Origin of the sequence: Leisingera daeponensis DSM 23529, from assembly GCF_000473145.1 — a bacterium.
GTDB lineage: Bacteria > Pseudomonadota > Alphaproteobacteria > Rhodobacterales > Rhodobacteraceae > Leisingera > Leisingera daeponensis.
Genome location: NZ_KI421500.1, coordinates 1,997,305 through 2,020,028, shown reverse-complemented (window position 1 = coordinate 2,020,028; position 22,724 = coordinate 1,997,305). Strand labels below are relative to the sequence as shown.

The following is a 22,724-nucleotide window of genomic DNA, read 5'->3' as shown; positions in this document are numbered from 1 at the left end:
GCTGGATGCGGACTAGGGTCTTATAAGTTGAATCGATTTTTAGAAGATTACGGCTTTGAAGAACACTTTATCCGGGCGGCGCCTTGCCGAGTTCGACGGTCTGCGCGCTGTCGCCGTGCTGGCAGTTGTGCTGTACCATTATTTTCAGGCGTACCCCCAGCACTATCCCTACGGCGCGGGGCTGCTGCCTTTGGCGAGATACGGCGATCTTGGTGTCGCGCTGTTTTTCGTCATTTCCGGCTTTGTCATCACGCTGTCGCTAGCCGGCCAGCCCGGGCCCTGGCGGTTTGCGCTGAAGCGTCTGGCGCGGCTGTGGCCCGCCCTGGCGGTTTGCTCGATCCTGACGTTTGCCTTTGTCCACAGCGTTGACAGCGGTTTCAGCCGGGAAGTGCAGGGCGGGCTCAGCGGCTTTGCCGCCTCCTGGACCTTCACGTCGCAGCGCTTCTGGCACAGCGCCTTGGGGTTCGATGGTTACGTCGATGTGGTGTATTGGACGCTCGCCATTGAAATCCGCTTCTACCTGCTGGCTGCGGTGATTTGCTGGCTGGCGCCCGCCGGACGCTTTGCGGCGGTGGCGCCGTTGGTGCTGCTGCTGATGCAGTCCCTGTTTGCAGCGGTCCAGTTCGCGGTTCCGGGGCTGGTGCCGCAGGTGGTGATCGAGACGCTGTTCCTGGCCTATGCGCATCTGTTCGCGGCGGGCATCACCTTTGCCGCGGTCTATGGCGGGGCGCGCGGCAAGCGGCAGGCGGCGCTGATCTTCTGGAGCTTCTCGGTCGCCCTCTACCGCGCAGAGGATTGGGGGGAGACCGCCGTCCTTGCCCTGATCTTCCTCGCGGTTGCAGCCTGTGCCTGGCGCCTGCGGGCGGCCAGCGTGCTGGCGTGGCGGCCGCTGGCGGCGCTGGGGGTGATCAGCTATCCGGTTTACCTGCTGCACAATTACATCGGGGTGACCCTGCTGTCGCTGCTGCCGCCGGGGCTGTCAGACGGGGTCTTTGTGCTGGCCGCGGGCCTGGTTCTGGGGGGCATTCTGCTGCTGTCGAGCGCTGTTCATCATCTGGTCGAACTGCCGGCGCAGCAGGCCGTCCGGTCCTTTCTTGAACGCCGCGATGATCGCGGCCGCGCGGTGCGGCTTGCGCCAGCGCCGGAAGCCGCGGCAAAGGGCTTGTAAACCGGGCAGGCTTGGGCAAGGCTTCGCGGGATGACGCAAACCGTGGAACTGCCGCTGTGGCTTTTTGTGCTGATCGTGGCCTTCGCCGCGGTGACCTTCGCGTCGCATTTCCTGTTTCCCTCGGTGCGCTGGTTCTTCCGGCGGCGGCTGGAGCGCGCGGTGGCGCGGCTGAACAAGCGTCTTGAACGCCCGATCGAGCCTTTCAAGCTGGCCCGCCGCCACGATATGATCCAGCGGCTGATCCACGATCCGCAGGTGGCGCAGGCGGCAGCGGATCACGCCGCGGCGGAGGGCATCCCGGAAAACGTGGCGTTTGAGCAGGTCCGCCGCTATGCGCGCGAGATCGTGCCCGGCTTCTCCGCCTTCGCCTATTTCGGTCTGGCGATCCGCGCCGCCCGGCTTTTGTCCAACGCGGTCTACCGGGTGCGGCTGGGCCACCAGGACGAGGAGGCGCTGCGCGCCATCGACCCCAAATCCACCGTGGTGTTCGTGATGAACCACCGCTCCAACATGGATTACGTGCTGGTCACCTATCTGGCGGCGGAGCGTTCTGCGCTGTCTTATGCGGTGGGGGAGTGGGCGCGGGTCTGGCCGCTCAGCCGCTTGATCCGGGCAATGGGCGCCTATTTCATCCGCCGCCGCTCGCGCAATGATCTCTACCGCCAGGTGCTGGCCGCCTATGTGCGCCTCGCCACCCGCGGCGGTTCCACCCAGGCGATGTTCCCCGAGGGCGGCCTGAGCCTGGACGGCGCCCTGGCACCGCCCAGGCTGGGGCTGCTGAAGTACATCGTCGAGGGGTATGACCCGGACGGGCGCGACGTGGTTTTTGTTCCGGTGGCGCTGAACTATGACCGGGTGCTGGAGGACCGGATCCTGACCTCTGCCGCCAAGGCGGGCGAGCGCCGGTTCCGGGCCGGGATCGGGCTGGTGGCGCTGCGGCTGCTGCGGCAGCTGTGGCTGTGGATGACCGGGCGCCACCGCCGCGCGGGCTATGCAGCGGTGAACTTCGGCCGCCCGCTGAGCCTCGCCGGTTTCGGGGCCGGGCGGCAGGGCGACATTACCAAGCCGCTGGCGCGTGAGCTGATGCAGCGGATCAGCGCCATTGTTCCGGTGCTGCCGGTGCCGCTGATCGCCGCCGTGCTATTGCGCCACGGCGCCCTCAGCCGGGCCGCCATCGAGCACCGGCTGGAAGGTCTGATCGCGGCGATGCCGCTGGCGCATGCCCATATGCCCCGCGAGAATCTGTCCTATGCGGCGGGCAGCGGCCTGCGGCAGCTGCAGCGCCGCGGGCTGGTGGCCGAATCCGGCGGCCGGTTCGCCCCGGTCGAAGACCGCCGCGACTTGCTGGTGTTTTATGCCAATTCGATCCGCCACCTGTTGCCCCGGGACGGCGCGCAGCCGGGCGGGAACCGTGATTTTTCTGCACCTGCTAAGGGAAATGCTGCATCCGCTGGGTCATAAAATTACCCATACGGCGCAAAAGTGGTTGCAATATTACTCAGCCAATCCTATCCCTCAGATAATCGCTGCGATTCTGCACCGCGGCAAAAGCACAGGATACAAAGGAGGCCATCATGGCATTGGATACCCAGACTGACGTCATGTCGTACGAGGCGCCGGAGAAAGATCTCTATGAACTGGGGGAAATCCCCCCGATGGGCTATGTGCCCAAGAAGATGTACGCATGGGCCATCCGCAAGGAACGCCACGGCGAGCCGAATACTGCGATGCAGCAGGAGGTGGTCGATGTTCCGGAGCTGGACAGCAACGAGGTGCTGGTCCTGGTGATGGCGGCCGGCGTCAATTACAACGGCGTCTGGGCCTCGCTCGGCAAGCCGATCTCGCCCTTCGACGGTCACAAGGCCCCCTATCACATCGCCGGTTCCGATGCCTCCGGCATCGTTTGGGCCGTGGGCTCCAAGGTCACCCGCTGGAAGGTCGGCGACGAGGTGGTGATCCACTGCAACCAGGACGACGGCGACGACGAGGAATGCAATGGCGGCGACCCGATGTATTCGCCCAGCCAGCGGATCTGGGGCTATGAGACGCCGGACGGCTCCTTCGCCCAGTTCACCAACGTCCAGGCCCAGCAGCTTATGCCGCGCCCCAAGCACCTGACCTGGGAAGAAAGCGCCTGCTACACGCTGACGCTCGCCACCGCCTACCGGATGCTGTTCGGCCATGAGCCGCACGACCTGAAGCCGGGCCAGAACGTGCTGGTCTGGGGCGCTTCGGGCGGCCTCGGCTCCTATGCGATCCAGCTGATCAACACCGCCGGCGCCAACGCCATCGGCGTGATCTCGGACGAGAGCAAGCGCGACTTCGTCATGGGCCTCGGCGCCAAGGGCGTTCTGAACCGCAAGGACTTCAAGTGCTGGGGCCAGCTGCCCACGGTCAACACTCCGGAATATGCCGAGTGGTTCAAAGAGGCGCGCAAGTTCGGCAAGGCGATCTGGGACATCACCGGCAAGGGCGTGAACGTCGACATGGTGTTCGAGCACCCGGGCGAGGCGACCTTCCCGGTCTCCACCTTCGTGGTCAAAAAGGGCGGCATGGTTGTGATCTGCGCGGGCACCACCGGCTATAACCTGACCTTCGACGTGCGCTACATGTGGATGCACCAGAAGCGCCTGCAGGGCTCGCACTTTGCCCATCTGAAGCAGGCCGCCGCCGCCAACAAGCTGATGGTCGAGCGCCGCCTGGATCCCTGCATGTCCGAGGTCTTCACCTGGAACGACCTGCCGGAAGCGCACATGAAGATGATGCGCAACGAGCACCTGCCGGGCAACATGTCGGTGCTGGTGCAGGCCCCGAAAACCGGCCTGCGCACCCTGCAGGACGTGCTGGAGGCCTGATCCCCCAGGCGGCAGCGCTATCAAGCTGAGACCAATCCCGCGAATCACATCTGTGGTTCGCGGGATTTTTTCTGATTTGACGGTCGGCAGACAGGTATTTCAGCCGGTTGCCGGATGCGGCCTCGCTATTTCGGGGGAGGACCTGGCCGCCGGCAGGAAAAGCCGGTTCTCTACGCCCCGGTTTTTGCGGCGTTTTTCTGCTGCATCGCACAGCCGTTCACCCAAAATGAACGAAAGCGGAACCTTCGCATTGACCTCCGGGAGGTCCCCACTGCAAAAGAGCATGAACGACCGGCCAGCCCGCGGCAGCAGATCCTGCCACGAGCCTCCCTCAGAATGGGGCCGGACCTGAAGGGCAGCAGCACGTATTTCATGGCATACAAAGCAGAACTCGACCGCATCCTGGAGGCGCTTGACGCCACTGAAACCCTGGAAGGCCTGCAACTGATCGTTGAGCAGGTCTGCGAGGTGTTTGGCGTCGATCATGCAATGTATCTCTGGGTCGAGACCGCCGGGAACCACTATTATTTCGGCACCTACTCCGAGGCTTGGACAGGACGCTATCTGGACAAGGCCTATTCACGGGTCGATCCGGTGGTCGTGGGCTGCTACCAGCGTTTTCACCCCGTCGACTGGAAGCGGCTGGACTGGAACCCCAAACCGGCGCGCGAGTTCCTGAAAGACGCGATGGAGCATGGTGTGGGCAATCAGGGTTATGCGATCCCTATCAGGGGTCCGAACGGCCAGTTCGCGCTGTTCACGCTCAGCCACAATTGCGGCGATGCAGCTTGGGAGAAGCTTGTCGCGAAGTACAACCGCGATTTCATCCTGGTGGCGCATTACTTCAACCGCAAGGTGCTGGAACTGGAACCTTCCCGCACCGCAGAACAGGCGCAGCCGCTGTCGCCGCGGGAAGTTGACGCGCTGACGCTGCTGGCGATCGGCTACAGCCGGGCACAGGTGGCCCAGACCCTGGCGATCTCCGAGCACACCCTGCGGGTTTATATCGAAAGCGCCCGCTTCAAACTTGGCGCGATCAACACCACACACGCCATTGCCCGCGCGGTAAGTCTCGGTTTGATTGTGGTTTAACGGTAGAGCTACCCTTTTGCGTGTAAATTCTCTCGGGCGTTGAACCCAATAGTCGTATCATTCCCCTGCTTTTCTACCAAAAGGGGAATTTACCATGCTGCGCTATGTTTACGGTCACGATCTTCACAAGCACGCGGACTTGGCTCATTCAATGTTCCTGGACAGGGCCGATCAGTTCAAGACGCGGCTCGGCTGGGAGGTGCAGGTGAACGGCAACGGCGAGGAAAGGGACCAGTACGACGAACTGGACCCGCTCTACATGATCTGGGAAATGCCGGACGGCCGCCACGGCGGCTCCATGCGGTTTCTGCCGACCACCGGCCGGGTGATGGTGAATGAAATCTTCCTGGATCTCTGTGGCGGCGTCCCCATCTGCAGCCCGCTGATCTGGGAATGCACCCGGTTCTGCCTGTCGCGCAAGGCGCAGGGCAGGATCGCAGCAGGGCTGATGCTTGGCAGCCTCGAAATCATGCGCAACTTCGACATTCCTCATTACACAGGCGTGTTCTACCGCCACACGGCCCGCGCGTTCCGCAACCTGGGCTTCGCGCCTGAGATCACCGGCGTCCAGGGTGAGGGGCGCAATCCCATCTGCATGGGCTTTTGGGAATATGCCGAAGAGACCTATCACAGCGTGTCGCGCAAGGCAGGCATCCCGCCGGAGCTGTCGCAGCTCTGGTTCGACCGCTCCTTCGGCGGCGCCGGCGCCGCCGGCCCGGTGGCGCTCAGCGCCTGAACATTGCGCAAACCGGGGCCGGATCCTCTGGCGGACCCGGCTCCGCGGCTGTAGGGTCGCGCCATGACAGCTCTGCCCGTACAGTTTTCCGATGACCAGGCCGCCGCTTATGACAGCGTGACCGAACTCTTGCGCCAGGCGGGGGTGGACCTTGACGACGGGCTCTTGCACCCGCCCCGCGGCGATGCCGGGGTGATGGCGGTGATCGGCAAGGCCGGGTCCGGTAAGACGCTGCTGCTGGCCGAGCTTTACAAGGCGCTGGAACAGGCCGGGGTTGAGATCGTCTCCGGTGATTACGAAAGCCGCAAGAAGGGCGAAGACCGCCGCACGCTGGCGATTCTGGCGCCCACCAACAAGGCCGCCAGCGTGCTGCGCCTGCGCGGGGTGCCGGCCACCACCATCCACCGTATTCTCTACACGCCGGTTTACGATCCTGAATTCGAGAAAATCGCCGAATGGCTGGCGGGGCAGGGGGAGCAGCCCGACATCGAAGGGCTGAGCGAGGAGGCGCTGGCCCGGGCCGCGGCCTTTTACGAAAGGAACAAGTCGATCCCCGGCGCGCTGGCGGCGGCGGGCCTGCGCGGCTCCGACTTCATCACCGGCTGGAAGCGGCGCGAGGATCCTCTCGACATCGGCTTCATCGACGAGGCGTCGATGCTGGACGACCGCCAGTTCGAGGATCTGAAGGAGATCTTCCCGAACCTGATCCTGTTCGGCGACCCGGCGCAGCTGGCGCCGGTCAACCAGTCGGGCTCCATGGTGTTCGAAACCCTGCCGGAGCCGCGCCAGCTGATCCTCAACCGCATCCACCGGCAAGAGGCGGGCAATCCGATCCTCGACCTGGCCCACGCGCTGGCTGACCCGCAGCTGGGGTTCGAGGATTTCGAGCGCATGGTGGAGGACACCGCCCGGCGCGACGAGAGGGTGGTCTGGGGCCAGCGGGTGGAGGTCGACCTGATGGCGCGCTCGCCGGTGCTGGTGTGGCGCAACAACACCCGGATCCGGCTGATCAACGCCTTCCGCGCCGTCCATGGCGCGCCGGAGGACGCGCTGATCGCCGGCGAGCCGCTGATCTGCGACGGCATCGAACTGCCGATGAAGCACCGCAAGAAGCGCCTGGATCTGGAGGCCCGCGGCCTGATCAAGGGCGCGCAGGTGATCTACCTCGGGGCCGGCCGCAAGCCCGGGTTTTCGCGCCTGCACGTGATGGGGGCAGAGGATCCGCAGGTCTCCGCCGCCTCGATCGTGAAGATCGAGAAACCGGATGAGGAAGAGCCCTTCATTCCCTATGCCGCGCGTATGGGCGCAACCTTTCTGCACGGGGCGGCGGTGACCATCCACAAGGCGCAAGGCTCTCAGTGGGACACCGCCCAGGTTTTTGCCCCCGACATCTACGCCGCCGCCCGCATGGGCCGGGTGGAGGCGGGCCAGCCGTTGTGGAAGCGGCTCGCTTATGTCGCCATCACCCGCGCCCAGGAGCGGCTGATCTGGGTGGTCAGGAACCGGCTGGCCAAACCCTCCGGCCCGCTGCCGGTGGATGACCTCAAGGCCATCCCGGCCGCGGCGCTGACACTGGAAGCACAGGAGGACACCCCCGCATGAGCCCTTCCATCCTGATCACCGGCGCCAGTTCCGGCATCGGCCGTGCCGTGGCGGAGCTGTTTCTGGCCGAGGGCTGGCAGGTCGGCCTGCTGGCCCGCCGCGCGGACAGGCTGGAAGAGGCGGCGCTGGGCCATGACAACGCCCATGTGCTTCCCGCTGATGTGACCGACCCCGCGGCAGTGGACCACGCGGTGAACAGCTTTGTGATGGCGGCGGGGCGGCTGGATGTGCTGTTCAACAACGCAGGCATCTTCACCCCGCCGGGCACCATCGACGAAATCCCGCTGGAGGATTGGTTCGCCTCGGTGAACGTGAACCTCACCGGCATGTACCTGGCGGCCCGCGCGGCCTTCCGGCAGATGCGCCACCAGGCGCCGCAGGGCGGGCGGATCATCAACAACGGCTCCATCGCCGCCCATGTGCCGCGGCCCCAGTCAGCGCCATACGCGGCTACCAAGGCCGCCATCACCGGCCTTACCAAGAGCCTGTCGCTGGACGGCCGCCCCTTTGACATCGCCTGCGGCCAGATCGACATCGGCAACACCCGCACGCCGATGGTCGAAGACCTGAGCCAGCGCCACGCGGAGGCGAACCCGGACGGAGAGCCGATGCACACCTTCGCGGTGGAGGACGCGGCGAAATCGGTGCTGCACATGGCCCGCCTGCCGCTGGAGGCCAACGTGCAGTTCATGACGGTGATGGCCACCAAGATGCCCTACATCGGCCGCGGCTAAGCGCTCCCGCCCGTCGCAGGCGCCTCAAGGATGCGCCGCTCCCGTTGGGCGTGGCGCTGCGCTGGCGCGCAGCGGGCCGGCTCTCCCGGCGGAAGAGCCGCTTGCCGGGCCGCGAAACGCGGGCCTTCATCTTTCGCAAAATACTCCGGGGTGAATTGGCCGCCAGGCCAAGAGGGGCAACGCCCCTTTCCCGCTCCGCCAGGAGAGGCTGACCCCCTTAGCGGTTCCTGAGCAGGCTGAAGGCTGCGGACGCGCCCCAGCCGGCCGCAATGGCAATCGCCAGCGACATCAGCCCGTAAAGGAACGGCTGCTCGCGCGAAAGCGAGTACAGAAACTTCTCCAGCCCCACCTTGCGCACATCGATGGCAGTCTCATAGCTTGACACAACTTTGCCGCCGCGGGTCAGGAAGATGCGGGTCTGATAGCTGCCCTCGGTCAGGTCGGCGGGCATCTCGATGGCGGTGCGGAACAGGGTCTGCTCATCCACCGCCACCGTGTTTTCGCGCAGGGAGTACAGCCCGTTCTTCTCGCGGATCCGGATCACCGCATCGGCAAAAGCCTGGGCGCCGCGGATGTGCATCGCGGCGCCGACCGAGCGGATCGCGCGTTTGATCGAAATCCGGTAGCGCAGGTCCTCGGTGTCGGTCAGCACCTGATTGAACGGGGCGCTGGTGGCCACCGCATAGAACGCCGGCGCGGAATCGACCAGAACGCTGTCGACGTTGACCCAGATCCCCAGCTTCTTTTCCTTGCGCCGCACCATGACGGAGGGCGCCGGGCCGGACACGGCGACCACCACTTCCAGCGGGTCGTCCTGCGGGATCGGGGTTTCGCGTTTGACGGCGCCGAAAACCAGGATTTCCGACCCGTCGAAGGTGGCGGTGATCGCCACCCGGTCCTGGCTGAGGCCAAGCACGACCTCTTCCTTGCCGGCCTGGGCCGCGGTGTGCGGCAGCAGGGCCAGGGCGGCGGCGGTCAGCGCGGACAAAAGCAGCTTGCGCATGGTCAGTGCCCCCCGGGCTCACCCAGCGAGTAGATCTCGGAGGGTTGCAGCAACAGGTCGAGGCCCAGCTTGACGCAGACCGCGATGACCATCAGCGCCAGCAGGATGCGGAGCTGTTCGGCCTTGAGGTAAACACCGATCCGCGTGCCGATCTGGGCACCAATCACGCCGCCGATCAGCAGCAGCACCGCCAGCACGATATCGACGGTATAGTTGGTGGTGGCGTGCAGCATGGTGGTGAAGCCGGTGACCAGGATGATCTGGAACAGCGAGGTGCCGACAACCACCTTGGTCGGCATCCCGAGGATGTAGATCATCGCAGGCACCATGATGAAGCCGCCGCCGACGCCCATGATCGCAGCCAGGATGCCGACGCAGACGCCGACCAGAAGCGGCGGGATCACCGAGATATAAAGGCCGGAAGTGCGGAAACGCATCTTGAACGGCAGCGCATGCACCCAGCCGCGCTGGCGGCGCGGGGCGGGCGCGGCACCACCGGCCTTCTTGGCCTTGCGGATGGCGTTCAGGCTTTCGATGAACATCAGGCCGCCGACGACGCCGAGGAAGACGACATAGCACAGCTTGACCAGCAGATCGACTTGCCCCAGCGCCTTGAGATAGTTGAAGACCACAACCCCCAGCGCCGCCCCCATCAGGCCGCCGGCCTGCAGCACCAGCCCCATCTTGATATCGACCGTGCGCCTTCGGAAATGCGCCAGCACGCCCGAGAAGGAGGAGGCAACAATCTGGTTCGCTTCGGTGGCCACCGCCACCGCGGGCGGGATGCCGATGAAGAACAGCAGCGGCGTCATCAGGAAGCCGCCGCCCACTCCGAACATGCCTGAGAGAACACCCACCATTCCTCCGAGGCCCAGAAGAAGGAAGGCATTTACCGAGACCTCAGCTATGGGAAGGTATATCTGCATGATCTTTGTTAGACCGCGGACCGTTCAAAAATCAATGATCTCTGCCGCTGCGCAGCGTGCAGGACTGATTTGCGGCGGCAAACTGGACTTAACTGTGGCAGCGCTGCACTGATGGACCAAGCGGCTCCCGCGCCCGCAGGCGGCCGGCTGCGCCAGCCGCCTTGGCGGCCTTGGGCCGGGCGCCGCACTGCGTGCGGCGCGACGCGTTCTCTGTCAGGAAAAGCAAACGCCCGGCGCGGGGCCGGGCGTTCGAGGAGTTCTCTGGCGGAGCTCAGCGCTCCTTGACGTAGGGCTGGCCGCCGGCGCGGGGCGGGATCGCCTTGCCGACGAAACCGGCCAGGATCACCACCGTCAGCACATAGGGCAGCGCGTCCATGGCCTGAACCGGGATGACGATGCCGCCAAGCTCGATGTTCTGGAAGCGCAAGGCGATGGCTTGCAGCAGCCCGAACAGCAGGCAGGCGCCCATTGCGTGCCAGGGCCGCCACTTGGCGAAGATTAGCGCCGCCAGCGCGATGAAGCCGCGGCCCGCGGTCATGTCCTTGACGAAGCCCGCCTGCAGCGCGGTGGCCAGATAGGCGCCTGCAATGCCGCACAGCAGGCCGCAGATCATCACCGCGCCATAGCGCAGGCCGACAACCGAGACGCCCGCGGTGTCCACTGCCGCCGGGTTCTCGCCCACCGCGCGCAGGCGCAGGCCGAACCGGGTGCGGAACAGGATCCACCAGGTGGCCGGCACCGCCAGGAAGGCGATGTAGACCAGCACAGAATGGCCCGACAGCAGCTCGGAATAGACCGGCCCCAGCACCGGAACGCCGGACAGGCTGTCGGCGAAGGGCAGGGTGATCGGGGTGAACCGGCCGCCGCTGAACAGCGACGGCGTGCGGCCGCCCTGCTGGAACCAGTCCTGGGCAATCAGCACCGTCATGCCCGCAGCCAGGAAGTTGATCGCCACGCCGGAGATCAGCTGGTTGCCGCGGAAGGTGATCGAGGCCACCCCGTGCAGCCCGGCCAGCACCAGCGAAGAGGCGATGCCCGCCAGCAGCCCCAGCCAGACGTTGCCGGTCACCGCGGCCACGGCGGCAGAGAAGAAGGCGGCCATCAGCATCTTGCCTTCCAGGCCAATGTCGAAGATGCCTGCGCGCTCGGAGTAGAGGCCGGCCAGGCAGGCCAGCAGCAGCGGCGTCGCCAGGCGGACGGTGGAATCCAGAATCTGGATGATCGTCAGGAATTCCATCAGTTCTGCCCCCGCCGCACCGCCAGAAAGATCTTCTCAAGAGGCATCCGCACCATGTTGTCGAGCGCACCCGTGAACAGGATCACCAGCGCCTGGATCACCACGATCAGCTCGCGCGGGATCGAAGTCCAAAGCGCCAGCTCCGCGCCGCCCTGGTAGAGGAAGCCGAAGAGGATGGCTGCCAGGAACACGCCGAACGGGTGATTGCGCCCCATCAGCGCCACCGCGATGCCGATGAAACCGGCGCCTTCGGTGGCGTTCAGCACCAGCCGTTCCGCTTCGCCCATCACGTTGTTGACCGCCATCATGCCCGCCAGCGCGCCGGAGATCAGCATCGCGATCATGATGATGCGCACCGACGAGATGCCGGCATAGCGCGCGCCCGGCTCGGATTTGCCGAGGGAGCGGATCTCGTAGCCCAGCGGCGTGCGCCAGATCAGCAGCCAGACGAACAGGCAGGCGCCCATCGCGACCAGCAGGCTGACGTTGGCGGGGGCCGATTTGGAGAAGTTGATGCCGATCGGGGCCAGCAGCTCATGCAGGGAGGGCAGGTGGACAGCCTCGGGGAAGCGTTCGGTGGCCGGATCCATCGAACCTTCGGGGCGCAGCACGTTGACCAGCACATAGTTCAGCACCGCCGCGGCGATGAAGTTGAACATGATGGTGGTGATCACGATATGGCTGCCGCGCTTGGCCTGCAGATAAGCAGGGATGGCGGCCCAGGCGGCGCCAAAGATACCCGCACCCAGCGCGGCAACGGCCAGCGCCAGCGTCCAGTGCGGCCAGGGGATCAGCAGGCAGACCAGCGCCACGCCCAGGCCGCCCAGCATCGCCTGGCCCTCGCCGCCGATGTTGAACAGGCCCGCATGGGCGGCCACCGCCACCGCGAGGCCCGTGAACATGAAGTTGGTGGCGTAATAGAGCGTGTAGCCCCAGCCATAGGTCGAGCCCAGGGCGCCATTGACCATCAGCTTGACCGCGGCCACCGGGTCTTCGCCGATCCCGAGGATCACCAGGGCCGACAGGAGCGCGGCCAGGATCAGGCTGATCAGCGGGATCAGGACCACATCGGCCCATTTCGGCATCTTGTCCATTTACGCGGCCTCCCCCGCGACACCGGCCATCAGGAGGCCGAGTTCTTTCTCATCGGTCTGATCCGCCGGGCGTTCGCCCATGATCATGCCGTCAAACATCACCGCAACCCGGTCGGAGAGCGACAGGATCTCCTCCAGCTCGACCGAGACCAGCAGGATCGCCTTGCCCTGGTCGCGCAGCGCGACAATTTGCTGGTGAATGAATTCGATGGCGCCGATGTCGACGCCGCGGGTCGGCTGGCCGACCAGCAGCAGCTCAGGGTTGCGCTCGATCTCGCGCGCCACCACGATCTTCTGCTGGTTGCCGCCGGAGAAATTCTTGGCCGCCAGCCAGGGATCCGGCGGGCGCACGTCGAATTTCTCCATCTTGGCCTCGGTATCGGCCTGCAGGGCGGCGTTGTTCATCAGCACGCCGTTCTGGTAGGCGGCATCGCGGTGATAGCCGAAGGCCACGTTTTCCCAGGCGTGGAAGTCCATGATCAGGCCCTCGCGCTGGCGGTCCTCCGGCACATGGCCGATACCGGCGCCGCGGCGCGCCTTGGCATCCGATCCCGGGCCGCTGAGCGGCAGCGGGGTGCCGTGCAGCTTGATGCTGCCAGTGCCCGGACGCATGCCGCCCAGAACTTCCAGCAGTTCCGACTGGCCGTTGCCGGCCACCCCGGCAATGCCGACGATCTCGCCCGCGCGCACCGTCAGGTTGATGCCTTTGAGCCGCTCGACGCCGGCCTCATCCACCACCCGCAGGTTCTCGATCTCCAGGATCGGGGCGCCGGGCTGCGCAGGCACCTTGTCGACGCGCAGCAGCACTTTGCGGCCCACCATCAGCTCGGCCAGGTGCTCGGGGCTGGTTTCGGCGGTCTTGACGGTCGCGGTCATCTGGCCGCGCCGCATCACCGAAACGGTGTCGGTGTACTCCATCACCTCCCGCAGCTTGTGGGTGATCAGGATGATGGTCTTCCCTTCGGCGCGCAGCCGGTCGAGGATGCGGAACAGCTGGTCGGCTTCGGACGGCGTCAGCACGCCTGTCGGCTCGTCCAGGATCAGGATCTCCGCCTTGCGGTAAAGCGCCTTGAGGATCTCCACCCGCTGCTGCGCGCCGACGCCGATTTCGTCGATGCGGGCATCGGGGTCCACGTACAGCTCGTATTCCTCCTCCAGCGCCTTCAGCTCCTTGCGGGCGCGGCGCAGCGAGGGCATCAGCATGCCGCTGTCCTCGGCCCCCAGCACGATGTTTTCCAGCACGGTGAAATTCTCCACCAGTTTGAAATGCTGAAACACCATGCCGATGCCCGCGGCAATCGCCGCCTGGCTGTCGGGGATCTCGGTCTTCTTGCCGTTGATGAAAACCTCCCCTTTGTCGGCCTTGTAAAAGCCGTAGAGGATCGACATCAGCGTCGACTTGCCCGCACCGTTTTCACCGATGATACCGTGAATGGTGCCGGGGGCGACGCGGATGGAAATGTCCTTGTTTGCCTGGACGGGGCCAAAGGCCTTGGAAATGCCTTTGAGTTCGATGGCGGGGGCGGTCAAGAGGGCTCTCCCATGCCTGTAAATCCGATCAGCCGCACCACTTTGCCGTCTTGCAGATCGGCAAAATACTGGCCGCGCACCATGCGGGTGCCGTCCTTCAGGAAATCCACCGTGGCGCGCGCATGGCCGTGGTGTTCCGAGACGGCCACGACCTTGGCCTCTGCGCCCGGCATCTTCGCGCTGAACTGCGCGATATGGTCCAGATAGGCGCCGCGGCCCGCGATGGGGGCGGGGGTGCTGGGATCGGAATAATAGAATCCGGGCCCGATCGCCGCGTCGGTCTTTGCAACACGGCCTTCGGGGGTTGGGTCGCCCCAGGCTGCAAACAGAATATGAATAGACTCCGTCATGGCCTGGGGCTTTCTCTTAGAAGCTCAGTGCCGGGCAGCTGTCATCGGACATGTAGTCATGCACCTTGATCTCGCCCGAGGCGATCTTGGCAGCAGCGTCGTCCACTGCGGCCTGCATCTCTGCGCTGACCAGCTCGGCGTTGTGCTCGTCCATGGCATAGCCGACGCCGCCATTGGCCAGGCCCATCACAGAGAAGCCGGTTTCCATCTCGGCACCGTCCGAGAAGGCCTCAAACACGGCGTTGCCGACGTTCTTGGTCATCGAGGTCAGCACCTTGCCCGGGTGCAGGTGGTTCTGATTGCTGTCCACGCCGATCGACAGGATGCCTTCGTCGGCGGCGGTCTGCAGCACGCCCACGCCGGTGCCGCCGGCCGCGGCATAGACCACGTCAGCGCCCTGGCTGATCTGCGCCTTGGTCAGCTCCGACCCTTTCACCGGGTCGTTCCAGGCTGCCGGGGTGGTGCCGGTCATGTTGGAGATCACCTTGGCGTCCGGCTTGGCAGCCTTCACGCCCTCGGCATAGCCGCAGGCGAACTTGCGGATCAGCGGAATGTCCATGCCGCCGATAAAGCCGACGGTGTTCGACTTGGACGCCATCGCCGCCATCATGCCGACCAGATAGGAGCCTTCATGCTCGTTGAAGACGACCGAGCGCACATTGTCGCCCTCAACCACCATGTCGATGATGGTGAATTTGGTGTCCGGGTAATCGGCGGCCACCTGGCCCAAAGCGTCGGCAAAGGCAAAGCCGACCATCACGATCGGGTTGGCGCCGGCCTCGGCAAAGCGGCGCAGGGCCTGCTCGCGCTGGGCTTCGGACTGCAGCTCGATCTCGCGGTAGGTGCCGCCGGTCTCTTCGACCCAGCGCTGGGCGCCGTTGTGCGCGGCTTCGTTGAAGCTCTTGTCGAACTTGCCGCCCAAGTCGAAGATCAGCGCAGGCTCGGCCAGCGCGGCACCTGCTGTCAGGGCCAGCGACGCGGCTGCGCCCATCAGCGATTTCATCAGGGTCATCAGGTTAACTCCCACTGTCATTATTGTTGGATGCAGCGGGGCATTTCCGCTGCCCGGCCACGTTCAGGCCAAAGAGGGTGCGGCAATTTAGCCTGCAGGGCAGGGAGAGGGTCAACCGCTTTTTGACCAAATGGTGCGAAATCCGCGCAACTGGCCTAGCGTAAACCTTTTCTCATCAGGATTGCATCCGCCGGTTTTGCCCCTTCCCGGCGGTAATATCCGGCCCGGCGCCCGCATTCCGCGAATCCGCAGGCGTGATACAGCGCCTGCGCGGGGGCGTTATCGGCGGCGACTTCCAGGAACAGCTCTGCCGCGCCCCGCGCGCGGGCCACTGATTCCCAGTCGGCCATGCAGGCGCGGGCCAGCCCCTGGCGCTGATGGCCGGGGCTGGTGGCAATGGTCAGCAGCTCCGCCTCATCCGCGATCACCCGCACCAGCGCAAAACAGCGGGCGCTGCCTGCGGCAAAAACCAGCGGGCTGTCCAGCAGCGCGGCAAACTCCGCCGCCGACCAGGGCCGGGACTGGGTGAAGGCCGCGGCATGGGTGGCGGCCATCGCTTCCGGGGTCAGCGGGTCAGCCATCAATCAGCGCGGGCGGCACATCGCTGGACGGTGCTGCATCGGCGGAGCGCAGATACAAGGGCGCTGGCGCCCCGGTCACGGTGCCGAACCGCCCGGCCGCGATCCGCGCAATGGCTTCGGCAATGCCTGCCGGGCTTGCCTCGGGCGCGAACGCCAGCCCGGCGCCGCGGGCGTCATCCTCGGCCTCCTGGCGCGGCATCAGACGCGGCGCTTCCCCGGGCAGGGCGGCATAGACCTGATCGCGCGGCGCAGGCACGGCGGGCAGGGTGCCTTCGGCAGCGCGGGCCTCAAACCCGTCAACGCCCACGGCCGGAACCTCCAGCCCCAGCGCAAGACCGCGCGCCGCGGAGACCGCGATGCGGATGCCGGTAAAATTGCCGGGGCCGACGCCAACGCCGATGGCATCGAGGTCTTTCCAACTGGCGCCGCCCTCGGCCAGCACCTCCTCCAGCAGCGGCATCAGCCGCTCGGCCTGGCCGCGGGTCATTTCTTCCAGCCGGGACGCCAGCACGGCGTTCCCGCGCAGCAAAGCGGCCGCGCAATGCGCGGCCGATGTGTCAAACCCCAGAACCAGTGGTTCGGACGCCATCAGATGTCCTTTCGCAGCCGGTCAGACGGCAACCGGGCGCACCTCGGTGACTTCCGGGATGTAATGGCGCAGCAGGTTCTCGATGCCCATCTTCAGGGTCAGGGTCGAAGACGGGCAGCCCGCGCAGGCGCCTTGCATGTGCAGGTAGACAACGCCGCGGTCAAAACCGTGGAAGGTGATGTCGCCGCCGTCCTGCGCCACTGCCGGGCGCACGCGGCTGTCCAGCAGCTCCTTGATCTGGTTGACGATTTCGGCGTCTTCACCGGAATGCTCAGCATGGCCCGACGCCGGATCGGCAGAGCCGTCCGCCATCACCGGCTGGCCGGACTGGTAGTGCTCCATCACCGCGCCCAGGATGGCGGGTTTGATGTGGTCCCAGTCAATCCCCTCCGCCTTGGTCACGGTCACGAAATCATTGCCGAAGAACACGCCGGTCACGCCGTCGACCGCAAAGATGCGGGAGGCCAGCGGCGATTTGCCCGCGGCGTCTGCGCTGGGGAAGTCGGCGGTGCCCGCCTCAAGAACGGTCTGGCCCGGCAGGAATTTCAGCGTCGCCGGGTTGGGCGTGGATTCAGTCTGAATGAACATGTCGGGTCTCCGTTAAGCGTGCTCCCGATATGCGCCTTGCAGCGCGCCAAGTCAAGATTTGGAACTATTCTAAATCTGGTGGCCCGCAGCGTGCTCCAGGGCCTGCTCCAGCCGGTCATCGCCCCAGAACAGTTCCGCCCCGCTGATAAAGCTGGGGGCGCCGAAGATGCCAGCCGCAATCGCCTCTTCTGTCTGCGTCCGCAGCGCCGATTTGATGGCAGGCGCCCGGGCGCGCAGCATAAGCGCCTCGTCAAGGCCCGCCCGGCGCAGGCAGCCCTGAAGGACAGCGTCGCTGGAGATATCCGCGCCATCGCCGAACTGCGCCTGAAACACCGTCTTCGTGAAAGCTTCGATGCGGTTCTGCTCCGCAGCGGCAAGTGCCAGGCGCGCCGCCTTCAATCCGTTTTGCGGGAAGGGATCGGGGCGCCGGAAGGGCAGCCCGCGCGCCGCGCAGATTCGTTCCATGTCGCGCCACATGTAGCGGCCCTTGGCGGGGTAGATATTGAACGGGGAGGTGTCCCAGCCCTGGGCGGCAAACACCGGCCCCAGCAGGAACGGCTTCCAGGTGACGGCAACAGAACGGCCGGCGGCCATCTCGCCGATCCGCATCGCGCTGAGATAGGAATAGGTGGAGGCGAATTCGAACCAGAATGTCAGTCTGCCGCGCATCGCCGCCGCCCCGCCGCCCCGGTCAGGTGATCGCTTCCAGCTTCTCTTTGCTGAGGTCGCCGGGCACGATGGTGATCGGCACCGGCAGGGTGCCGGAGTTCTTGGTCAGCTGAGTGACCAGCGGGCCCGGTCCCTTGCGGCCGGTGCCGGCGCCCAGCACCAGCACGCCGATTTCCGGATCGCCCTCGATAAAGTCGAGGATCTCCGGCACCGGTTCGCCCTCGCGGATCACCAGTTCCGGGTCGACGTTCTGGCGGTCGCGCATCCATTTGGCAAAGACCTCGAAATGCGCATGGATCCGTTCGCGGGCTTCTTCCCGCATCACTTCGCCGACGCCGATCCAGTGGTTGAACTCATCCGGCGGGATCACCGACAGGATGGTGACGCCGGCGCCGGTATGCGCCGCGCGCATGGCGGCGAACCGCATGGCGTTCAGGCATTCGCGGCTGTCGTCCAGTACCACAAGGAATTTGCGCATTTTCGCTCTCTCGTTGTTCCACCGCGGATCATGACGCATGCGGGGGCATCAGGCAATAGAGCCAAACCCGCTGAGCCGTTTCAGAAAACTGGCGCTAGGCCGGGGCAGGGAACGCTCCCGCGCCCGCAGGGCCTCCCGGCTGCGCCGGCAGACCCTTGACGGCCTTGGGCCCGGCGCCGCGCAGGGCGCAGCGCGGCACCGTGCGCAGGCACGGTGCGATGCCCAACCGTGCAGCGGCCTTTTGCAAAAGGCCCGCAGCGGGCGGGAGCCTCCGCATCCGGCGCAGCGCCTGGTGTCAGGTCCGGCTGCGGGCCCAGTCCCAGTACATCTCGCGCACCCGCTTGGCGACGGGGCCGGTTTGATACTGGCGGCTGTCGAAGGCGGTGACCGGTGTCACCTTGCTCATGTTACCCGACAGGAAGACCTCGTCGGCCTCCTCAAAGTCCTGATAGCCCAGCACGCATTCATGCACGGCAATGCCATCGGCACGCATGTTGCTGATGTGGCGGGCGCGGGTGATGCCGGCCAGGAAGGTGCCGTTGGGGATCGGGGTAAAGACCTCTCCATCGCGCACCATGAAGACATTTGTGGTGGCGGTTTCCGCCACATTGCCCATGGCATCCAGCACCAGCGCATTGCTGAATCCCTTGCTGCGCGCCTCGCGCAGCATCCGGGCGTTGTTGGGATAGAGGCAGCCGGCCTTGGCATTCACCACCGCGTTTTCCAGCACCGGACGGCGGAAGCGGGTGCGGGTCAGCGTGGCGGTGGCCTCAGGCGCCGCCATCGGGATTTCCTCCAGGCTGACCGCAAAGCGGGTGCTGTCCGGGTCCGGTGCGATCAGCGTCGCGTCGCCGTCGGTGGCCCAGTACATCGGCCGGATATAGACGGCAGCGCCGGGGGCAAACCCCTCCAGCCCCTCGCGGATCAGCGCCGTCATCTGCTCCGCCGAATGGGTCGGTGTCATCAGCAGCGCCTCCGCCGAGGCATTGGTGCGGGCGCAGTGCAGGTCGAGGTCCGGCGTCACCCCGTCAAAGAAGCGCGCGCCGTCGAACACCGAAGAGCCCAGCCACATCGCATGGTCCGCCGCCCGCATCACCGGCAGGTCGCCGTCGTGCCAGCTGCCGTTGAAGTAGGTCCGGATTGTGCCGCTTACAGCCATGTTTCCCCTCCCTTTGCTTGCCGCTAGGGTAGGCAGGGAAAGGTCATAGGTCCAGACCTAACATCGCCCCCGATGGCGTCGGAGACGGCGGCGGCTTCGCTGCTTTTCCTATTCTTTTCAGTATGCTGGCGATAATATTGGCGCATTCTGACGCTGCGTCTTTTGGGTCAGTCCTGCTGACCAATTGTTTCGCGCGCGAAACATTCGGGCAGCAGGGCTGACCTACTCAACCTCTGCGAGCAACGCCTGCAGGTCCAGGGCCTCCGTGCCCATCGCCAGGCTTCCGTCCGCCGCTCGCGGCCACTCCGCCTCCGCCCGGTCGCGGTAAAGCTCCACCCCGTTGCCGTCCGGGTCGCGCAGGTAAATCGCCTCGGACACGCCGTGATCGGCGGCGCCCTCCAGCGCAATGCCTGCGTCCAGCACCCGGAGCAGCACCGCGGCCAGGCTCTTGCGGTCCGGCAGCAGGATGGCGGTGTGGTAGAGGCCGGTCGCATTGGCCGCCGGGGCAGGACCGCCGCGCGACTGCCAGGTATTCAGGCCGATGTGGTGGTGATAGCCGCCCGCCGACAGGAAGGCGGCGGAGCTGCCCAAACGCTGGGTCACTTCAAACCCCAGGACGCCGCTGTAAAAGCCGATCGCCCGCTCCAGGTCCGAAACCTTCAGGTGGACATGGCCGATGCGGGTGCCTGCGGGAAGGGGTGGTGTGCGTGTGCTCATTGCAGCCTCCATCTGTCTGGTGCTGCAGATATGGCCGCTGTGCGGCCCGGCTGCCATTCCGCAGCGCCGCACCATGTGCCTGTGGATTTGCACAGCCGCAGCGGTGCTGCGCGCCGGACGCGCCGCAAGGCGCGCCGGGCCCGGGCGAAAGTTTTGCGGGTGAGGATCAGGCGGCCGGTTTCAGGCCGGCCTTGCCCAGAATGGCCTCGGCCTCCTGCTGCCAGCGGGCCTTCAGATCCGCATTCGGGGTGCGGCGCAGGCCCATGGCCTTCAGCCCTTCGAATTTCTCGGAGTCCTCCTGGCCGAAACTGGCCGCGACCCGCGGCCACCAGTAGTCAACCAGCTCCTGCAGCCCATCGGGGCCCTGGGCCTCGACCAGCACCATCAGGCCTTCCTCGGCCAGCTCCGCGTGCCGGGTCTCCACCGGCAGGATGGCGCGGAAGGCTTCGGCCAGCGGCTGGTAGGAGACATGGCTCAGCTCCTCCAGCTGCAGCGCCACCGCGCGGCCCATCAGCAGGTTCATCACCACCGCATCGGCCCAGCCTTCCAGCGGGTAGTTGAACACCGCCAGACGCATGTCGTGCTTGGTGCGGCTCTGGCCGATATCGGCCTCCCGCTCCAGCCGCGCGGTCCAGGGGTGATGGTCGGCATAGCGCTCGGTATCGGCGCCGAAGTCGCCCATGATCCGCAGCACCTTCTCGGCGTGGTCGGTCTTTTCCAGCACGATCCGCGCCGCGGCGATACGGGCCTTGATGCCGGGGCCTTCGTTGATGATGTCGGCAAAGCCCGCGGCCCCGGCCAGTTCGCTGTCGACGAAGGTCGCCATCAGCTTCATCAGCTCGGCGCGGTAGCGCGGCGGCACGTTGGACGGGTTGCTTAGCACGCCGCCCTGCGCCAGATAGCTGGTGATGCTCATCTCGTCAGTCATGATCTTTCCTCCCTCGGGCAGGTTTTACTGGTCGTAATCGACCACGACGGTATCGGTCACCGGATAGGCCTGGCAGGACAGCACATAGCCCTTTTCGACCTCGTAGTCCTCCAGCGCGTGGTTGGCGACCATCTCGACCTCGCCTTCCAGCACCTTGCAGCGGCATGTGGAGCACACCCCCGCCTTGCAGGCATAGGGCGCGTCCATCGCGTTTTCCAGCGCCGCATCCAAGAGGGTCATGTCCTTGCCCATCTGGATGGTCTGAGTGGCGCCGTCCAGGGTGATCGCCGCCTTGGTCTGGTTGGCGCTGCTGGCCGCACCGGTTGCGGCGGCCTTGCGCTTGGCCCGGCCCGGCTGGGCAGAGGCAAACAGTTCGAACTTGATCTGGCTGTCATCAAGCCCCGCATTGCGCAGGGCGGCGGCGATGCCCAGCATCATCGGCTCCGGGCCGCAGATGAAGGCGGTGTCCACGTTTTCGATGTCGATCCAATGCTTGAAAAGCTGAGCGCATTTCTCCTCTGTCACCAGGCCGGTGAACAGGTCGATTTCCTGGGCGTCGGATTCCAGAATATGGATCACGTTGAAGCGGCCCATGTAGAGGTTTTTCAGATCCTCCAGCTCCTCGCGGAACATGATCGTGTTCACGCCCTTGTTGGCGTAGACCAGCGTGAAGGAGGATTTGGGCTCCGCCGCCAGCGTGGTCTTGAGGATCGACAGCACCGGCGTGATGCCGGAGCCGCCGGCAAAGCCCAGGTAGTTTTTCTCTGCACCTGCATCGAGCGGGGTGAAGAAGGTGCCCGTCGGTGCCATCGCCTGCAGCGTGTCGCCGGCCTTAAGCTCGGTGTTGGCCCAGGTCGAGAACGCGCCGCCGTCGACGCGTTTGATGCCGACCTGCAGGATGCCTTCGCCCTTGCCCGCGCAGATCGAGTAGCTGCGGCGCAGCTCCTCGCCGTCGAAGTCGCGGCGGAAGGTCAGGTACTGGCCTTGGGTGAAATCAAATTCCTCAGCCGCGCCGTTCACGGGCTTCAGGGTGACAACCACCGCATCGCGGATGGTCTTGCGGACATCGGTGACTTCAAGGTCGTGAAAGCGCGCCATCAGGGTCTCCTCAGATGCACTTGAAATAATCAAAAGGTTCGAGGCAGTCCTGGCAGCGCCAGTGGGCCTTGCAGGGGGTCGAGCCGAACTGGCTGACCTTGGTGAGGTTCTTGCTGCCGCAACGCGGGCATTTTTCCGGGCCGCCCGCGGGCTGGGGCGGGGCGATGCCGAACTCCTCCAGCTTGGCGCGGCCCTTTTCCGACAGCCAGTCGGTGGTCCAGGCGGGGGAGATCTGGGTTTCGATCTTCAGGTCTTCGATCCCCTTGCTGCGCAGCGCAGTCTCGATGTCGAGGCTGATGATCGAGGTCGCCGGGCAGCCCGAGTAAGTGGGGGTGACGGAAACAACCAGGGTTTCGCCCTGCCATTCCACACCGCGGACGATGCCGAGGTCGACGACCGAGATCACCGGGATTTCCGGATCCGGCACGGCGTCGAGCCACTCCCAGATCTGGTCAGTGCTTGGCTGAGTTGTCACTTGGCTCATGCGGTTACCCTCATTGGCTGTTCCGCCCGGCAGTGCGCCGGGCAACGCCCATTGCGCCCCCGCGGGGCGGGGGTCCAACGCCCGCCGCTCGTGA

Annotated in this window: 24 protein-coding genes; 7 read left to right on the top strand and 17 right to left on the bottom strand. The window is 65.6% G+C overall.

What is annotated here, in order from left to right; all coding sequences use genetic code 11:
- Nucleotides 1–55: 55 nt before the first annotated feature.
- From DAEP_RS0110225 to DAEP_RS0110195, 7 genes are all read left to right on the top strand, one after another.
- A complete protein-coding gene (locus DAEP_RS0110225; protein ID WP_027244583.1) occupies nt 56–1,168 on the top strand; it encodes an acyltransferase family protein in 1,113 nt (370 codons plus the stop codon).
- A 30-nt stretch (nt 1,169–1,198) separates the two neighbouring features.
- Nucleotides 1,199–2,629, top strand: coding sequence for a 1-acyl-sn-glycerol-3-phosphate acyltransferase (locus DAEP_RS0110220; protein WP_027244582.1), 1,431 nt, complete (start codon nt 1,199–1,201; stop codon nt 2,627–2,629).
- Between the two features lie 113 nt (nt 2,630–2,742).
- On the top strand, nt 2,743–4,023 hold the full coding sequence (gene ccrA, locus DAEP_RS0110215) for a crotonyl-CoA carboxylase/reductase (RefSeq protein ID WP_008557479.1): 1,281 nt from the start codon (nt 2,743–2,745) through the stop codon (nt 4,021–4,023).
- 372 nt (nt 4,024–4,395) lie between these two features.
- Nucleotides 4,396–5,115, top strand: coding sequence for a helix-turn-helix transcriptional regulator (locus tag DAEP_RS0110210; RefSeq protein ID WP_027244581.1), 720 nt, complete (start codon nt 4,396–4,398; stop codon nt 5,113–5,115).
- A gap of 94 nt (nt 5,116–5,209) precedes the next feature.
- A complete protein-coding gene (locus tag DAEP_RS0110205; RefSeq protein ID WP_027244580.1) occupies nt 5,210–5,851 on the top strand; it encodes an acyl-homoserine-lactone synthase in 642 nt (213 codons plus the stop codon).
- A gap of 63 nt (nt 5,852–5,914) precedes the next feature.
- Nucleotides 5,915–7,453 carry an ATP-dependent DNA helicase gene (locus DAEP_RS0110200; RefSeq protein WP_008556133.1) on the top strand — a complete coding sequence of 513 codons (1,539 nt, stop codon included), beginning with the start codon at nt 5,915–5,917 and terminating at the stop codon, nt 7,451–7,453.
- Nucleotides 7,450–8,187, top strand: a complete 738-nt coding sequence (locus DAEP_RS0110195) for an SDR family oxidoreductase (RefSeq protein ID WP_027244579.1) — start codon at nt 7,450–7,452, stop codon at nt 8,185–8,187. The genes DAEP_RS0110200 and DAEP_RS0110195 overlap by 4 nt, the downstream gene beginning before the upstream one ends.
- A 217-nt stretch (nt 8,188–8,404) precedes the next feature.
- On the opposite strand, the gene DAEP_RS0110190 is transcribed toward DAEP_RS0110195, so the two are convergent.
- The 17 genes from DAEP_RS0110190 to paaD all read right to left on the bottom strand — a co-directional run bounded on the left by DAEP_RS0110190 (nt 8,405) and on the right by paaD (nt 22,630).
- The gene (locus tag DAEP_RS0110190) at nt 8,405–9,190 is read right to left on the bottom strand and encodes a TIGR02186 family protein (RefSeq protein WP_008557578.1); all 786 of its coding nucleotides are present in this window, start codon (nt 9,188–9,190) and stop codon (nt 8,405–8,407) included.
- A gap of 2 nt (nt 9,191–9,192) precedes the next feature.
- Complete coding sequence (locus tag DAEP_RS0110185) at nt 9,193–10,116, bottom strand: sulfite exporter TauE/SafE family protein (protein ID WP_027244578.1); 924 nt, start codon at nt 10,114–10,116, stop codon at nt 9,193–9,195.
- A 271-nt stretch (nt 10,117–10,387) separates the two neighbouring features.
- Nucleotides 10,388–11,353, bottom strand: a complete 966-nt coding sequence (locus DAEP_RS0110180) for an ABC transporter permease (protein WP_008554840.1) — start codon at nt 11,351–11,353, stop codon at nt 10,388–10,390.
- Nucleotides 11,353–12,447: an ABC transporter permease gene (locus tag DAEP_RS0110175; protein WP_027244577.1), complete on the bottom strand. Its 1,095-nt coding sequence runs from the start codon at nt 12,445–12,447 to the stop codon at nt 11,353–11,355. The genes DAEP_RS0110180 and DAEP_RS0110175 overlap by 1 nt, the downstream gene beginning before the upstream one ends.
- Entirely contained in the window at nt 12,448–13,977 is a 1,530-nt protein-coding gene (locus tag DAEP_RS0110170; protein WP_008555178.1) for an ABC transporter ATP-binding protein, read from the bottom strand.
- On the bottom strand, nt 13,974–14,327 hold the full coding sequence (locus DAEP_RS0110165; RefSeq protein WP_027244576.1) for a nuclear transport factor 2 family protein: 354 nt from the start codon (nt 14,325–14,327) through the stop codon (nt 13,974–13,976). Before DAEP_RS0110165 ends, DAEP_RS0110170 begins: the two co-directional genes overlap by 4 nt.
- 16 nt (nt 14,328–14,343) lie before the next feature.
- A complete protein-coding gene (locus DAEP_RS0110160) occupies nt 14,344–15,339 on the bottom strand; it encodes a BMP family lipoprotein (protein WP_008556713.1) in 996 nt (331 codons plus the stop codon).
- A 155-nt stretch (nt 15,340–15,494) separates the two neighbouring features.
- Nucleotides 15,495–15,920 carry a GNAT family N-acetyltransferase gene (locus tag DAEP_RS0110155; RefSeq protein ID WP_027244575.1) on the bottom strand — a complete coding sequence of 142 codons (426 nt, stop codon included), beginning with the start codon at nt 15,918–15,920 and terminating at the stop codon, nt 15,495–15,497.
- A complete protein-coding gene (gene tsaB / locus DAEP_RS0110150; RefSeq protein WP_027244574.1) occupies nt 15,913–16,509 on the bottom strand; it encodes a tRNA (adenosine(37)-N6)-threonylcarbamoyltransferase complex dimerization subunit type 1 TsaB in 597 nt (198 codons plus the stop codon). Before tsaB ends, DAEP_RS0110155 begins: the two co-directional genes overlap by 8 nt.
- Before the next feature lie 21 nt (nt 16,510–16,530).
- Nucleotides 16,531–17,097 carry a NifU family protein gene (locus DAEP_RS0110145; RefSeq protein ID WP_008555326.1) on the bottom strand — a complete coding sequence of 189 codons (567 nt, stop codon included), beginning with the start codon at nt 17,095–17,097 and terminating at the stop codon, nt 16,531–16,533.
- Nucleotides 17,098–17,166: 69 nt separating this feature from the next.
- A complete protein-coding gene (locus DAEP_RS0110140) occupies nt 17,167–17,766 on the bottom strand; it encodes a 2-hydroxychromene-2-carboxylate isomerase (RefSeq protein WP_027244573.1) in 600 nt (199 codons plus the stop codon).
- 22 nt (nt 17,767–17,788) lie between these two features.
- Entirely contained in the window at nt 17,789–18,244 is a 456-nt protein-coding gene (locus DAEP_RS0110135; RefSeq protein WP_008554060.1) for a universal stress protein, read from the bottom strand.
- Nucleotides 18,245–18,539: 295 nt separating this feature from the next.
- Complete coding sequence (locus DAEP_RS0110130) at nt 18,540–19,403, bottom strand: branched-chain amino acid aminotransferase (protein WP_027244572.1); 864 nt, start codon at nt 19,401–19,403, stop codon at nt 18,540–18,542.
- Nucleotides 19,404–19,625: 222 nt separating this feature from the next.
- Nucleotides 19,626–20,120, bottom strand: coding sequence for a VOC family protein (locus tag DAEP_RS0110125; RefSeq protein WP_027244571.1), 495 nt, complete (start codon nt 20,118–20,120; stop codon nt 19,626–19,628).
- Between the two features lie 166 nt (nt 20,121–20,286).
- Complete coding sequence (locus DAEP_RS0110120; RefSeq protein ID WP_008553797.1) at nt 20,287–21,048, bottom strand: Phenylacetic acid catabolic protein; 762 nt, start codon at nt 21,046–21,048, stop codon at nt 20,287–20,289.
- 24 nt (nt 21,049–21,072) lie between these two features.
- Complete coding sequence (paaE, locus tag DAEP_RS0110115; protein WP_027244570.1) at nt 21,073–22,146, bottom strand: 1,2-phenylacetyl-CoA epoxidase subunit PaaE; 1,074 nt, start codon at nt 22,144–22,146, stop codon at nt 21,073–21,075.
- A 10-nt stretch (nt 22,147–22,156) separates the two neighbouring features.
- On the bottom strand, nt 22,157–22,630 hold the full coding sequence (gene paaD, locus DAEP_RS0110110) for a 1,2-phenylacetyl-CoA epoxidase subunit PaaD (protein WP_027244569.1): 474 nt from the start codon (nt 22,628–22,630) through the stop codon (nt 22,157–22,159).
- Between the last annotated feature and the right edge of the window lie 94 nt (nt 22,631–22,724).

Coding starts and splice junctions, on each gene's coding strand:
- DAEP_RS0110220 (WP_027244582.1), top strand. CDS start 1,199: ATGACGCAAACCGTGGAACTGCCGCTGTGGCTTTTTGTGCTGATCGTG.
- ccrA (WP_008557479.1), top strand. CDS start 2,743: ATGGCATTGGATACCCAGACTGACGTCATGTCGTACGAGGCGCCGGAG.
- DAEP_RS0110210 (WP_027244581.1), top strand. CDS start 4,396: ATGGCATACAAAGCAGAACTCGACCGCATCCTGGAGGCGCTTGACGCC.
- DAEP_RS0110205 (WP_027244580.1), top strand. CDS start 5,210: ATGCTGCGCTATGTTTACGGTCACGATCTTCACAAGCACGCGGACTTG.
- DAEP_RS0110200 (WP_008556133.1), top strand. CDS start 5,915: ATGACAGCTCTGCCCGTACAGTTTTCCGATGACCAGGCCGCCGCTTAT.
- DAEP_RS0110195 (WP_027244579.1), top strand. CDS start 7,450: ATGAGCCCTTCCATCCTGATCACCGGCGCCAGTTCCGGCATCGGCCGT.
- DAEP_RS0110190 (WP_008557578.1), bottom strand. CDS start 9,190: ATGCGCAAGCTGCTTTTGTCCGCGCTGACCGCCGCCGCCCTGGCCCTG.
- DAEP_RS0110185 (WP_027244578.1), bottom strand. CDS start 10,116: ATGCAGATATACCTTCCCATAGCTGAGGTCTCGGTAAATGCCTTCCTT.
- DAEP_RS0110180 (WP_008554840.1), bottom strand. CDS start 11,353: ATGGAATTCCTGACGATCATCCAGATTCTGGATTCCACCGTCCGCCTG.
- DAEP_RS0110175 (WP_027244577.1), bottom strand. CDS start 12,447: ATGGACAAGATGCCGAAATGGGCCGATGTGGTCCTGATCCCGCTGATC.
- DAEP_RS0110165 (WP_027244576.1), bottom strand. CDS start 14,327: ATGACGGAGTCTATTCATATTCTGTTTGCAGCCTGGGGCGACCCAACC.
- DAEP_RS0110160 (WP_008556713.1), bottom strand. CDS start 15,339: ATGACCCTGATGAAATCGCTGATGGGCGCAGCCGCGTCGCTGGCCCTG.
- DAEP_RS0110155 (WP_027244575.1), bottom strand. CDS start 15,920: ATGGCTGACCCGCTGACCCCGGAAGCGATGGCCGCCACCCATGCCGCG.
- tsaB (WP_027244574.1), bottom strand. CDS start 16,509: ATGGCGTCCGAACCACTGGTTCTGGGGTTTGACACATCGGCCGCGCAT.
- DAEP_RS0110145 (WP_008555326.1), bottom strand. CDS start 17,097: ATGTTCATTCAGACTGAATCCACGCCCAACCCGGCGACGCTGAAATTC.
- DAEP_RS0110140 (WP_027244573.1), bottom strand. CDS start 17,766: ATGCGCGGCAGACTGACATTCTGGTTCGAATTCGCCTCCACCTATTCC.
- DAEP_RS0110135 (WP_008554060.1), bottom strand. CDS start 18,244: ATGCGCAAATTCCTTGTGGTACTGGACGACAGCCGCGAATGCCTGAAC.
- DAEP_RS0110130 (WP_027244572.1), bottom strand. CDS start 19,403: ATGGCTGTAAGCGGCACAATCCGGACCTACTTCAACGGCAGCTGGCAC.
- DAEP_RS0110125 (WP_027244571.1), bottom strand. CDS start 20,120: ATGAGCACACGCACACCACCCCTTCCCGCAGGCACCCGCATCGGCCAT.
- DAEP_RS0110120 (WP_008553797.1), bottom strand. CDS start 21,048: ATGACTGACGAGATGAGCATCACCAGCTATCTGGCGCAGGGCGGCGTG.
- paaE (WP_027244570.1), bottom strand. CDS start 22,146: ATGGCGCGCTTTCACGACCTTGAAGTCACCGATGTCCGCAAGACCATC.
- paaD (WP_027244569.1), bottom strand. CDS start 22,630: ATGAGCCAAGTGACAACTCAGCCAAGCACTGACCAGATCTGGGAGTGG.